The 12,801-nt window shown below is 61.7% G+C and carries 9 protein-coding genes; 5 read left to right on the plus strand and 4 right to left on the minus strand.

What is annotated here, in order from left to right; genetic code table 11:
* The first annotated feature begins 9 nt into the window (after window positions 1–9).
* The 5 genes from JYG34_RS20465 (at window position 10) to JYG34_RS20485 (ending at window position 4,606) form a co-directional block, all read left to right on the plus strand.
* Window positions 10–990 (plus strand): Bug family tripartite tricarboxylate transporter substrate binding protein, encoded by a 981-nt coding sequence (locus JYG34_RS20465; RefSeq protein ID WP_011535363.1) that lies wholly within the window; start codon window positions 10–12, stop codon window positions 988–990.
* Between the two features lie 141 nt (window positions 991–1,131).
* The gene (locus tag JYG34_RS20470) at window positions 1,132–1,590 is read left to right on the plus strand and encodes a tripartite tricarboxylate transporter TctB family protein (protein WP_213658073.1); all 459 of its coding nucleotides are present in this window, start codon (window positions 1,132–1,134) and stop codon (window positions 1,588–1,590) included.
* Window positions 1,591–1,593: 3 nt separating this feature from the next.
* Window positions 1,594–3,108, plus strand: a complete 1,515-nt coding sequence (locus tag JYG34_RS20475) for a tripartite tricarboxylate transporter permease (RefSeq protein ID WP_213658074.1) — start codon at window positions 1,594–1,596, stop codon at window positions 3,106–3,108.
* Entirely contained in the window at window positions 3,101–4,132 is a 1,032-nt protein-coding gene (locus JYG34_RS20480) for an AbrB family transcriptional regulator (RefSeq protein WP_213658075.1), read from the plus strand. The genes JYG34_RS20475 and JYG34_RS20480 overlap by 8 nt, the downstream gene beginning before the upstream one ends.
* Before the next feature lie 90 nt (window positions 4,133–4,222).
* Window positions 4,223–4,606 (plus strand): thioredoxin family protein, encoded by a 384-nt coding sequence (locus JYG34_RS20485; protein WP_213658076.1) that lies wholly within the window; start codon window positions 4,223–4,225, stop codon window positions 4,604–4,606.
* On the opposite strand, the gene JYG34_RS20490 is transcribed toward JYG34_RS20485, so the two are convergent.
* From JYG34_RS20490 to ung, 4 genes are all read right to left on the minus strand, one after another.
* Window positions 4,594–7,359: an autotransporter outer membrane beta-barrel domain-containing protein gene (locus tag JYG34_RS20490; RefSeq protein WP_213658077.1), complete on the minus strand. Its 2,766-nt coding sequence runs from the start codon at window positions 7,357–7,359 to the stop codon at window positions 4,594–4,596. The genes JYG34_RS20485 and JYG34_RS20490 overlap by 13 nt on opposite strands.
* A 179-nt stretch (window positions 7,360–7,538) precedes the next feature.
* Entirely contained in the window at window positions 7,539–9,839 is a 2,301-nt protein-coding gene (locus JYG34_RS20495; protein ID WP_213658078.1) for a hypothetical protein, read from the minus strand.
* Between the two features lie 69 nt (window positions 9,840–9,908).
* Window positions 9,909–11,918, minus strand: coding sequence for a hypothetical protein (locus JYG34_RS20500; RefSeq protein ID WP_213658079.1), 2,010 nt, complete (start codon window positions 11,916–11,918; stop codon window positions 9,909–9,911).
* A 118-nt stretch (window positions 11,919–12,036) separates the two neighbouring features.
* Window positions 12,037–12,729, minus strand: a complete 693-nt coding sequence (gene ung, locus JYG34_RS20505; protein WP_213658080.1) for a uracil-DNA glycosylase — start codon at window positions 12,727–12,729, stop codon at window positions 12,037–12,039.
* Between the last annotated feature and the right edge of the window lie 72 nt (window positions 12,730–12,801).

Below are 12,801 nucleotides of genomic sequence, written 5' to 3' on the forward strand. Positions count from 1 at the left end.
AGTTAGACGATGACTTTTTCACTGCGCCGCCTCGTCCTCGCCACCGGTTGCCTGCTGCTCGCCGGCAACGCCCTGGCAGGTGAACCGAAACGCCCCGAATGCATCGCCCCGGCCTCGCCCGGTGGCGGTTTCGACCTGACCTGCAAGCTGGTGCAAAGCGCCCTGGTCAACGAGAAGATCCTCAGCAAACCCATGCGCGTGACCTACATGCCCGGTGGTGTCGGCGCGGTGGCCTACAACGCCGTGGTCGCCCAGCGCCCGGCCGACGCCGGCACGCTGGTGGCCTGGTCCAGCGGCTCGCTGCTGAACCTGGCCCAGGGCAAGTTCGGCCGCTTCGACGAGAACGCGGTGAAATGGCTGGCAGCGGTGGGTACCAGCTACGGTGCCATCGCGGTGAAGAGCGATTCGCCCTACAAGACCCTCGACGACCTGGTCGCGGCCTTGAAGAAGGACCCGAGCAAAGTGGTGATCGGCTCCGGCGGCACCGTGGGCAGCCAGGACTGGATGCAGACCGCGCTGATCGCCAAGGCCGCCGGCATCAACCCGCGCGACCTGCGCTACGTGGCCCTGGAAGGCGGCGGCGAGATCGCCACCGCGCTGCTGGGCGGGCATATCCAGGTGGGTTCCACCGACATCTCCGACTCCATGCCGCATATCCAGAGCGGCAACATGCGCATCCTCGCGGTGTTCTCCGAAAAGCGCCTGGACGAGCCGGAGATGAAAGACATCCCCACCGCCAAGGAGCAGGGCTACGACATCGTCTGGCCGGTGGTGCGCGGTTTCTACCTGGGGCCGAAGGTCAGCGACGAGGACTACGCCTGGTGGAAGGCCTCGTTCGACAAGCTGCTGGCCTCGGACGACTTCGCCAAGCTGCGTGACCAGCGCGAGCTGTTCCCGTTCGCCATGACCGGCGAAGAGCTGGACGGCTATGTGAAGAAGCAAGTGGCGGACTACAAGGCGCTGGCCCGTGAGTTCGGGCTGATCCAGTAACCCAGGCCGCCACCCGATCCTTGTAGGAGCGGATTCATCCGCGATACAGGCACCCCGGTACATGGCCAGGGCCGCGCCCTGGATCGCGGGTAAACCCGCTCCTACAGGTTTCGCGTCGTTATCTCGACAGAGGATTCCCCGATGATCCTGCAACGCCTCTTCGCCCTGGCCCTGCTGGCGCTGTGCGCCGTGCTGGCCGTGATGGCCTGGCCCTACCAGGCCGCCTTCTCCTACGAACCGGTGGGCCCGCGCGCCTACCCGCTGCTGATGCTCGGCCTGATGAGCCTGGGCCTTTTGTACCTGGCCATCCGCCCCACGCCCATCGTGCGCAAGGACGACGAACCCGAACTGGACCGCGAAACGCTGATCAAGATCAGCGCCTGCGTCGGCCTGCTGATCGTCTTCGCCAGCACCTTCGAAGCCCTGGGCTTCATCCTCAGCGCCATCCTCGTCGGCGTGCCCATGGCCCGCCTGTACGGCGGCCGCTGGCGGCACAGCGCCCTCGTCGTCGTCGGCATGAGCCTGTTCCTCTACTGGCTGTTCGACCGCGTAATGGACGTGCCCCTGCCCCTCGGCCTGCTCGACGTACTGGAGAACTGACACATGGATACCTTGAGCTACCTGGGCCAGGGCTTCGGCGTCGCCCTGAGCCCGTACAACCTGGTCACCGCCCTCACCGGCACCCTGATCGGTACCGTGGTCGGCCTGCTGCCGGGCCTGGGCCCGATCAACGGTGTGGCGCTGCTGATCCCCATCGCCTTTGCCCTGGGTTTGCCGCCGGAGTCGGCGCTGATCCTGCTGGCCGCCGTGTACCTGGGCTGCGAATACGGCGGGCGCATCAGCTCGATCCTGCTGAACATCCCCGGCGAAGCCTCCACCGTGATGACCACCCTCGACGGCTACCCCATGGCCCGCCAGGGCCTGGCCGGCGTGGCCCTGTCGCTGTCGGCCTGGAGTTCGTTCATCGGCGCCTTCATCGCCACCTGCGGCATGGTGCTGTTCGCCCCGCTGCTGGCGAAATGGGCGATCGCCTTCGGCCCGGCGGAATACTTCGTGCTGATGGTGTTCGCCATCGTCGCCCTGGGCGGCATGGCCGGTGACAAGCCGCTGAAGACCTTCATCGCCGCGCTGATCGGCCTGTTCCTGTCGGCGGTGGGTATCGACGCCAACAGCGGCGTGTACCGCTTCACCGGCGACAGCGTGCACCTGGCCGACGGCATTCAGTTCGTGGTGCTGGTGCTGGGCCTGTTCTCCATCAGCGAAATCCTGTTGCTGCTGGAGAAGACCCACCACGGCCACATCGCGGTCAAGGCCACCGGGCGCATGCTGTTCAACTTCAAGGAAGCGGCCTCGGTGTTCTTCGTCAACATCCGCTGCGGCTTGCTGGGCTTCTTCATGGGCGTGCTGCCCGGTGCCGGCGCGACCCTGGCCAGTGCCGTGGCCTACATGACCGAAAAACGCCTGGCCGGTGACAAAGGCAAGTTCGGCAAGGGCGACGCCCGTGGCCTGGCCGCGCCGGAAACCGCCATCGGCGCCTCCTGCTGCGGCGCCCTGGTGCCGATGCTGACCCTTGGCGTACCCGGCTCGGGCACCACTGCGGTGATGATCGGCGCGCTGACGTTGTACAACATCACCCCGGGCCCACTGCTGTTCGAACAGCAGCCGGACATCGTCTGGGGCCTGATCGCCTCGCTGTTCATCGCCAACCTGATGCTGATCATCCTCAACGTGCCGATGATTCGCGTGTTCACCCGCATCCTCGCCGTGCCGAACTGGGCGCTGGTGCCGGTGATCGCGATCATTACCGCGATTGGCGTGTACGCCGTGCATGCCACCACTTTCGACCTGTTCCTGATGGTCGGCATCGGCATCATGGGCTACATCCTGCGCAAGCTGGACTTCCCGCTGTCGCCGATCCTGCTCGGGTTCATCCTTGGCGGGTTGATGGAGCAGAACCTGCGCCGCGCGCTGTCGATCTCCAACGGCGAGCTGGGCATCCTCTGGTCGAGCCCGATCAGCATGGGCGTGTGGGTGCTGGTGGTGTGCATGCTGAGCCTGCCGCTGCTGCGCATCTGGCGCAAACGTGCCCTGCAACGCCGGGCCATGGCCGATGCCTGACCGGTCGTTGCCGCTGTTCTGGGCCACGGGGTTGGTCGGCCTTGCGGGCGGGTTTCTCGCCAGCCAGGTCGGCTGGCCCTTGCCGTGGATGGTCGGCTCGCTGCTGGCGATCATCCTGGTGCGCTGCCTGACGCCCTGGCAGCTCAGCGAAATCCCCAACGGCCGCAAGTGCGGCCAGTGGATCATCGGTATCGGCATCGGCCTGCACTTCACCCCGGCGGTGATCGAGCAGGTCGCCGATCACTTTGCGCTGATCTTCTTCGGCGCGCTGTTCACCACGCTGTCCAGCGTGATCAGCGTGTGGTTGCTGCGGCGCACCGGCGAGGACCGCGCCACGGCGTTCTTCGCCAGCATGCCGGGTGGTTCGGGGGAGATGGTCAACCTCGGTGCGCGCAACGGGGCGGTGCTCAGCCAGGTGGCGGCGGCGCAGAGCCTGCGGGTGCTGGCGGTGGTGCTGTGCGTGCCGGCGCTGTTCAAGTTCCTGCTGGGCGATGGCGTGCCGCTGAATCATGCCGGTAGTGTCAGCTGGGGCTGGCTGGCGTTGATCGCGCCGCTGGGCGTGGTCGTGGCGCTGATCTGGCAACGCCTGCGCCAACCCAATCCGTGGCTGTTCGGGCCGTTACTGGTGGCCGCCACGGTGAGCCTTGCCGGCAATCTACAGATTGGCTTGCCCAACGGCGCCAGCCAGATCGGCCAATGGCTGATCGGCAGCGGCCTGGCCTGCCACTTCAACCGGGCGTTCTTCCGCCGCGCGCCGTCGTTCCTCGGGCGCACCTTGCTGGCCACGGGGTTGTGCATGCTGATCGCCGCAGGCGCGGCGTGGGCGTTGAGCCTGCTGACGCACCTGGACCTGCGTTCGCTGACCTTGGGGATGATGCCGGGCGGCATCGCGGAGATGAGCCTGACGGCGGAGACGTTGCAACTGTCGGTGCCGTTGGTGACCGCGTTGCAGGTGATGCGGCTGTTGTTCGTGCTGTTTCTGGCGGAGCCGTTGTTTCGGCGTTGGAATGCGGGTAGCGACTGAGCAAATTGAACAACTGGTATTTTTGCTAGTTTCACTGTTCAGAACCGAGGCGTTGAATGGGAGCTCCTCTGGCGCGTAGGAGTGCACTTAATGGCCATGGTTCCGTTGACCGACCTGGAAGCCCTCATTTCACTGGTAATACAGAGTCACCAGCCCAAGCCGTGCATGGTGCTGATCCACTCCGACCAATGCCCACCCTGCATGGCGCTTCATCCGAAGCTATCAGAATTGGCCAGTGACATGGAGGAATACGCGTTCTACGCATTCAACGTGGATACTTGCGCCCCCCCCTGGATGGACTACGTGCTGACCTTACTGTTCAAGGAGTGGGACGTGAAGTACCTGCCTACACAGGTACTTCTCGCCACCGGCAGAGCGCGCAAGGTCATCTTCACCACGAATCTGGACACCATCAAGAACGAGCTTGTTGCTCTCGATGGCATGTGTGCACAGACCCCGCTTCAGAAGTTGTAACGCATACCCACACTGATACTGTAAGGCAGTTCGATGTTCTTGCCGTTGCTGTACTCCACATCGGCATGCACACGGAACTGCCTGGACAGCGCCAGCGACACCCCGGCACCCAGCTCGGCACGCGAACCGGACAGGTCATTGTTGAACACGTTGTTGTTGACCTGTACCTGGTTGCGCTGGGCGAACTCGTGGGCGAAGGCACCTTTCACGTAAGGCTGGACCATGGCCCCGCCATCGAGCGGGATGGTCTTGCCGACGGTGGTACCCACCTTGCCCAGCAACGACTTGGCCATGTCGCCTTCGGCGCGCAGGCCGTTGTCGAAGGTGTAGTCCTTGCCAGCGACGGCGGCGGTGGCCACCTGGACGAAGGGCTCGATGAAGTAACCGTCGTTGAGCTTGATGTGCTTGCCCGCTTCCACCGACGCGCTCACACCGTGGGTGTCGTAGTCGCCCTTGCTGCGGGTGTGGTCGCTCATGCCGACCTTAGCGTTGTTCTGGTAGCGGTTGTACTTGAGCACGGTGTCGACGTAAAAGCCGGTCTCGCGGTCCAGCCAGGTGGCGTAGCCGCCCACGTAGTAGCTGTCGACGGAACCGGAAGTGCCGTAGTCGAGGTTCAGGTCCGAACGGCTGCTACCCGCCAGCACGCCCACCAGCCAGTCGCTGTCGGACAACTGCATATCGGCGCCCAGGCTCAGGCCGCGCTGGTTTTGCTGGTAACCCGCGCCCAGGGAAGCGCCGCTGACGTTGTACTGGTTGCCGTAGGCACGCATCCACACACCAGCGTTGCGCCCTTCGCTGTAGCGCAGTTCGCCCATGCGGCTGCGCAGCGAGCTGAGTTCGCCATAAGCCACGGTGATCGGGGTGTTGAACAGCGCCATGGCGGCCATGGTGATCGGCGCGACGGTGCGAGTTTCGCGGTTCAGCACCCAGTCGTTGCCGTCCTGCGACAGTTCGTAGGAGTAGGCGCCCACATCGACCGGTCGGTCTTCGTACAGGCGAAACTGCGCGCCGCCGTCGGCGGTCTGGACCAGGCGCAACGATTCAACGCTCGCTTCCTGACCACTGCTGGCCACCTGCAGCTTGTGCGTGCCCTCGGATGTGCCGGTGATGATCAGCTGGTCGCCGTTGCCGGTGACAAAATCGCTGTCCATGACGAAGGTGCCATTGCCGGAAAGGTTAGCCACCGTCAGGTTGTGGAAGCGGCCTGGGTCGCCAAAGGTGACCTGCCCTCCGTGCATAACCAGATCACCGACAGTGCTGTCGTCATTCAGCGTCCAGTGGCTACGGTCACCGAGCGTGGCACTGTTCACATTGTGCAAGGCTCCCAGCAACTGCGCGCCGTTCTGCAGATCCAGGGTGGCACTTCCCCCCTGCATCACAACCACGTCGCCTGTCATCTGTCCTTGTTCCAGCAACAGATCGAAGGTACCGGTAGACCCGACGTCGACGTTGCCGGTCAGCGAGGAGCGAGTGAAGTTCGCGTGGGTGGTACCAGCGGACTGGATGTTGCCGGTCATGGCCGAATCGGTGAACGTTAGGTCGAGCGTGCCGTTGTGCGCAGTCGTGGCATTGCCGTGCAAGGTCGAGCCAGCGAAGGTCACCGTCGAAGTACCCGAGCTATCGATATCACCTTTCAACGAAGAACGGGTGAAGTTGACCAGGGTCTCGCCTGCGGACTGGATGTTGCCGGTCATTTCCGAGTCGACAAGCGTAAGGTCGAGCGTGCCGTTCTGCGCAGTCGTGGCATTGCCGTTCAAGGTCGAGACATTGAGGGTGACCGTCGAAGTACCTGTGCTTTCGATATCGCCATTCAACGAAGAACGGACCAGGTTTGCCTGGGTGATGCCCGCAGACTTGATGCTGCCGGTCATCGTCGAGTCCTGAAACGCCAGGTCGAGTTTGCCGGTAGCGCTGGTAACAGCATCACCGTTCAGGGTCGAGTTGCTGAAGTCGATGGTCGAAGTACCGGCATTGTCGATCCCGCCAGTGAGGGTGGAGGCATCGACGCGTACATTTGCCGTGCCCTGCTGGCGTACCTGCAAGGCAGTGCCGTTGCCGCCCGTCAGGCTGGAGCCATTGAGCACCTCCAGCGTCGCGACGCTCCCTTGACCGATCACGATGGCCGGGCCGGCGACTCCGGACACGTGGCTGCTGTCCAAGGTCAACTGGGGCGCATTGTTGGTGGTGCTTTCGGCCAGCATCTGCACGCCTGCGGTCTGCCCGGTGATGCGGCTACCACCCTCGACCCGCGCCGTGCCGCCCAGCAGCCGCAAGCCTGGGCCGACCCTGCCGGTCACCTGGGTGTTGCGCAACAAAAGTTGACTGCCAGCCGTGGCCTGGGCACCGATACCTGCGCTGATCTGGCTGTCACTCACGCTGGCGGTCGATTGGCCGAAGCTGCGCGCCAGCAACAGGCCCATGCCATTACCGGAGTTGACGATGTTCGCGTTGGCAATGGTGGCTGTGCCGTCGAGCAAGCCGATGGCATTGCCAGAGGTCACTGAAACGACGCCGCTGGTCATGTTCAGTGTCGACTGGTTCATCTGCAGGGCCTGGGTCTGCGCACCGTTGACGTTCAAGGTGGAGTTGGCGCTGGCGTTGTAGAAAGTGATGGGGGTAGTGGCGTCGATGGTCAACGTTTCGCCCACCAGATTGCGGGCGGTGGCGTGGCCGGAGTAGGCCGCGAGTGTCAACAGGGCGATGACGCCCGTAAGCGAAAATGTAAGACGATTACAGGTACTGACGTTCGGCATTCTGGACCTCTCGGTTCAATCGCAATGGATGCGCAGAAAGCTGGGTACTGCCCGCCAGCCTCACTGCAAGGTCAAGAAGGCTAATGGGGAGAGAAACTTTGCCGTATAGGAAAACTCAACAACGCAATACAGACTTTTCAACAACCAGGGCGGTCAGCGCCCGCCCTGGTTGCCTTGCCTCATACCCGCCGAGGGCGACCGGTGCCCCAAAAGGCGCAGTAGCCTTCATTGCTGCCATTGACCGCGTAACGCACCATGACCGCGTTCGACATGTCGACCACACCGGTTTCACGCTGGACCGTGAAGCTACTGAGGAACGAACCTGTCAGCGGCCCACGAGGCACAGGGCTGCCTGCGGGGAAAATGATGTCGCTGAAAGGCACCACCAAGGTGATCGTGCCTGAGCTTGTGACACTGCCGCTGACTTCGACAGGCGCCTGGTACGGAGCGGTGCCCGTTGCGTTGGCGGCATACTGCAACTGGACGGTGACACGCTCGCCGATGTTCAGTGTCGGTTCGTTGATCAACAGTTGAATGCCGTTCCAGGGTTGGGAGTTGCAGTTGAGGATGTTGGTGGTGGCAACAGGCGAGCCCGCAGGCCGGTTTTCCCTTGCACCATGGCCGGTGACTGGGTTGACCGCGTCCGGCCTGTCGACGTTCAAGTAACGCACGAAGGACGTCAGCGTGACGACTGCGGCGACGGTGACGGGTGTTACCGGGGAAAGTAAGGCGTTGTCTTCGAACTCGGAGCCAGCTGGCGGATAGACCTCGAAGTAGGCATCCTTCAGTCCATTCCCGTGGCGCGCGATCGTTGCCCATGGCAGCTCGACATTGATGGTCGATCCTTCAACGGGTGGATTCGGAAGCTCGATCGGAGGCACCGCGATGACCTCCTCGGCAGTCTCTCCGGATCGATAGAAGATTCGGACCCTGCTACCCGCCTCCGCACCCGGGTAGGTGGTAAAGACAATGGTCGCTGGCAGATTGAAATCTTCTGGTCGAATCCTGTTATCCACCGGATTGGCACCACCACCCCGCACCACGAGCTGGCCCAGCAGAGGGTTAGGACTGCCATCGTCCGGAACCGGAATCGGCTCCACGGTCCGCAGGTCCACCGCCACGACTGCGGGGGGGGATTGTAGCGGGGTCACTTCACCTCGGGACCATTCATAGGTCACCGACAAGTCATAGTTGGCCTGCCCATTTGGCTGGGCCAGGTTGCTCCACGTCGCGACCACCGTCCGAGGCGCCGTGCCATAGGTGATGGGAGACAGCCTTTGCGGACCAGAAGGCGTTTGCAGGATCACCACCAGACGATCATTGGGCTGCGCAGAGACGATGTCCGGAATCTGGATGGTCAGCCCAGCTCTCGCCACATCGCGATTGACCCGCGCGGCCTGCAGGATCGGGGCAGGCAAGACCGTGGGCACATCCTCCAGCTGAATATTCACCACAAGGCTGCCAGACTCCGCCGACTCCCACCCCGTACGATCGCGCAGCTTGAACCTGACTTGCTTGGTGCCCGCTCCCCAACCTTCGACGATGGTGTTGCTCAAGTCGATCGTCTGCACCAGGTCGCCGCCGACCGGATAGATGTCGATGGGCGCCAGCTCAACGCCATTGACGTTGATCACGATCTGGTCAGCAGGCCATTTCCCTGAATAATCCGAAAGTGGGAAGGAGATGATCGAGTACCTCCGCAGGTAGTCAAGATCGATCACCGCACCTTCCGGAAGATTGGCCGGCCGACCCAGGGCACGGGGCTGAACGCCGCGGGAAGGGGGAAACTGGTCAACATAGAGGCGTTTAGGTGCAGAAAATATTTCGTTACCAATTTCGCTGTGACCCAGCGAATAGAGCCAATCAACGGGACCCTCTGGCAACTGAGGCAAAAACAAGGGGTCGAGTGATACACTGATAGGGCCTCCCCCTCCACCTCCCACATCGAAAGGCAACGCCAGCGCCTCTATACTGACCTTTACAGGAGTGGCAATTGTATTGCCAAACTGATCTTGTCGATATTCCATTCGCCATAGATAGATCAGGTCGTATGTATCAGGGTAATCGGCAGGATTATGAGGTGCGGGCAGCGTGGACGGCCACGCCGGGATTAGCAAGCTCACATAATTATTGCGGTCGTCCGTAACTTCAAAGTTTTCACGTTTAACCGTGATTCCGCGCCCATCTCCATTGTCATCCAGAACTCTGTCAGGATCAAAAGTGAAGTCCGCACTGCTCGCAATAGAGCTGTCATTGGAAGAAGTCATGACGCCATCGGGCGCTGACTCTTCCGCTTTCTTTTTGGACTCTTCCGCTTTCTTTTTGGACTCTTCCGCTTTCTTTTTGTAAGCAGCCAGCGCCTGGTCATTTTTTTTTGAAAGTTCCAGAAGCTCTTCTTTCGTTCTTACTGGACTCGGTGTCGTAGCCCCAGGCGCGAAAGTTTCTCCAGACACCGTGCTGTTTTTTTCAAAGCTGGTCATAGCATTCTCCTGAAAATTGAAAAATCAACTACAAACGGCTTCACTGCAGCCGGAATACCTGCGCATCACCTATTGACGCTCCCTGAACTCGCACCCCATGGTGCTGGCGAAGATAAAGTCGACGGATACTTTGAGCGGGTGCGAAAAGCCCACGCCACCGTCGTTCTTCTCGACGTCGTACCAAACCCTCACCAGGCCTTCTTTCCTGAAGTTTCCAAACTGATCGTGAAGTGCCTGCCGCACAGGCCCCAGGAACAAGCGCAGGGCTTGGTTTGCTCGGGTAACTGGCACGGGGGCGGCAAACTGCTCCTCACCAACCGCAACAAACTCTGGAGGCTCTGGAGGCTCTTTTTCTATTTTTCGATACAACTGCCAACGCAAGCGAACTTGTTCCCCTACATTCAGCCCGGCACTCGGGGGCACATCGAACGGTATGTCAGCAGCCTGGGGAATAGGCTTGGAGATGGCTTTGTACAAAGAGGCGCAACTGAGGTTGCCAAAGAAGTTGACATAGGGCTCGACATACGCCGGCTGCGGATACGTCGCTACCCACGCCACCGTGACCGTGGTGACCGGAGAGCGCTGCCGGTTGACGCCGTTGCTGGTCCAGTAATGCACCGGAACCCGGCCACTGCTGTCCTTGACCTGATCGTAGGGAATGAGCGGAAAAGTGATCGTCCGGTTTCCTTGCTCACCCGCCTGTACCACATAGGTCGAAACGGGAAGCTGCGAGCCATTCCAATGCAATTCCAACTGTTGTCCCGACTCAGGCTGCGCGTAGAGCAGCACTTCCACCCTCACGCCCTGATTGATATCCGGAGTCCCCAGGTGATTGTCTCCCGTGCGCCCCTTGACCACGACGGGCGCCAGCAGCGGGTTCTCAGGCCCGGGGCCCTCCGGGTCGGGGCCTGCGACGCGCAAGTCGACCCTGACCTGGATACCAGTCGTTTCCTGCGAACCGCCATGGCGGCTGCTGGTGTAGTACACGCTTGCCAGAACAGACCCGACAAAGCCCTGAGCCGTGATATCCGCCCAGGGTACCTCCACAGGCACGGGCCATTGCTGGACGTCCCCCACCGTGACGGCCCGCAATGGCCGGGTGTTCCAGTACCCCTGCAGCACATCGCCACGCTGCGCCTCTTCGATCCTGGGGATCTCCACCCACACAGGAGTACGGGCGTCCTGCAGGTCCAGCAGCCCATCGTTGGCCAGCGGCACCTGGGGAAGCGGAAGCACGACGGGCACGGGCAACAGCACTGTTACATCGAGTGAAGGTGAAGGAACCCCCACATTGCCACAGCGGTCCAACAACCTGCAGACCACCCGAAACTTGCCATTGCTCAATTTCGCAGCGGGCACTTCGACCAAGAATGGATTTTGCTGTTTGTTATCAGCATTGACGGTAACTTCGAACAAGGGATTAAATGGCAGGTTCGTTGTGCCCGGCGTACTCGAATCGAGCATGAACAGCTGCACTTTGTCTTCAAGATGGATGTCGGGCCAGCGGTCAAGCTTGAAGATCGCCTTGTTTCCATTCTGGTCCAGATACGCCTGATCGATGAGCGTTACATTGTCTCCGCGCAACGGGCAAGGGCGGCCAATGTTGGGAGCCACCTGGTCTATCCGGATCCTGGTCTCAGGAGATGGCTCTCGGTTGAAGATCTCCTCGACCCAAACTTCAAACTTGAGCGTGCCCTCACCAGGGACAAGTTTTGACGCCGGCACACTCAGATCGACCGGGAAAAACCGTTCACCGTTTTCATCTTCTTCAACACTGGGCGTCATATCCCAGTGAACGACTTCGCCTACCGCTCTGTCGTTCCAGAACGGCTGGAACCCCAGCCGAGGGCTCTCATAACCGTCCGCGATCAACTGCCGGTACTCGCTTTCGTAGTCAGCCCAGACCTTTACCCGAAAAGGCAACGCAATGATCTGCCTTTCAAGGGGCAGTGTGAGGGCACCCTCCTCGTCATCGAGCAACCGCAGCACACCCACCGGCACAGGGGCAGCGAGAAAGACTTCGCCGGGCTCTGGAGAGAGGATGGAGCCCTTGCCTTTAGCCTTCACCAGTCTCGACATTTTCAAACCCCTGAAATTTGCAGCCCCTGCACTGCAAGGGCTGTATGGCTTCTATGGGGCTGAATCTAGCGCTGACGGAAACTCCGCGAAACTGGCAAAAATACTAGGTGCGACAGTACTACAACGGTGGCAACGACCAATCGATCGGCGCCATCCCATGCTGCTGCAAGAAGCCATTGGCCCGGCTGAAATGCCCACAGCCGAAGAACCCGCGATACGCCGACAACGGTGACGGATGCACCGACTTGAGCACCAGGTGGCGGGTGCCGTCGATCAGCTTCTGCTTGCTCTGGGCATGGGCGCCCCACAACAGGAACACCACGTTCGGGCACTGCTCGCTGACCACCTGGATGATCCGGTCGGTGAAGAATTCCCAGCCCTTTTTCGCGTGGGACGCGGCGTTGGCGCGCTGCACGGTCATGGTGGTGTTGAGCAGCAGCACGCCCTGCTCGGCCCAGCTCTGCAGGTAGCCGTGGTTGGGGATGGGCAGGTTGAGGTCGCGCTGCAGCTCCTTGTAGATATTCACCAGCGAGGGCGGCGTCGGGATGCCGGGCTGCACCGAGAAGCACAGGCCATGGGCCTGGCCCGGCCCGTGGTAGGGGTCCTGGCCGAGGATCACCACCTTGACCTGGTCCAGCGGCGTGGAGTTCAGCGCGTTGAAGATCAGTGGCCCGGGCGGGTAGATCTCCTTGCCGGCGGCGTACTCCTGGCGCAAGAACTCGCGCAGCTGGTGCATGTAGGGCTGGTCGAACTCGGCGCGCAGCGCGGCTTTCCAGCTGGGCTCGAGCTTGATGCGATCGTCGTCGGTCATGGGGGCATCCAATAGCAAAGTGGCGCGACACTAGGAAAGCCGCGCCGGCTTGTCAATCGATCCGACCGGCGA

Source organism: Pseudomonas entomophila, assembly GCF_018417595.1.
GTDB lineage: Bacteria > Pseudomonadota > Gammaproteobacteria > Pseudomonadales > Pseudomonadaceae > Aquipseudomonas > Aquipseudomonas entomophila_C.

Coding starts and splice junctions, on each gene's coding strand:
- JYG34_RS20465 (WP_011535363.1), top strand. CDS start 10: ATGACTTTTTCACTGCGCCGCCTCGTCCTCGCCACCGGTTGCCTGCTG.
- JYG34_RS20470 (WP_213658073.1), top strand. CDS start 1,132: ATGATCCTGCAACGCCTCTTCGCCCTGGCCCTGCTGGCGCTGTGCGCC.
- JYG34_RS20475 (WP_213658074.1), top strand. CDS start 1,594: ATGGATACCTTGAGCTACCTGGGCCAGGGCTTCGGCGTCGCCCTGAGC.
- JYG34_RS20480 (WP_213658075.1), top strand. CDS start 3,101: ATGCCTGACCGGTCGTTGCCGCTGTTCTGGGCCACGGGGTTGGTCGGC.
- JYG34_RS20485 (WP_213658076.1), top strand. CDS start 4,223: ATGGCCATGGTTCCGTTGACCGACCTGGAAGCCCTCATTTCACTGGTA.
- JYG34_RS20490 (WP_213658077.1), bottom strand. CDS start 7,359: ATGCCGAACGTCAGTACCTGTAATCGTCTTACATTTTCGCTTACGGGC.
- JYG34_RS20495 (WP_213658078.1), bottom strand. CDS start 9,839: ATGACCAGCTTTGAAAAAAACAGCACGGTGTCTGGAGAAACTTTCGCG.
- JYG34_RS20500 (WP_213658079.1), bottom strand. CDS start 11,918: ATGTCGAGACTGGTGAAGGCTAAAGGCAAGGGCTCCATCCTCTCTCCA.
- ung (WP_213658080.1), bottom strand. CDS start 12,729: ATGACCGACGACGATCGCATCAAGCTCGAGCCCAGCTGGAAAGCCGCG.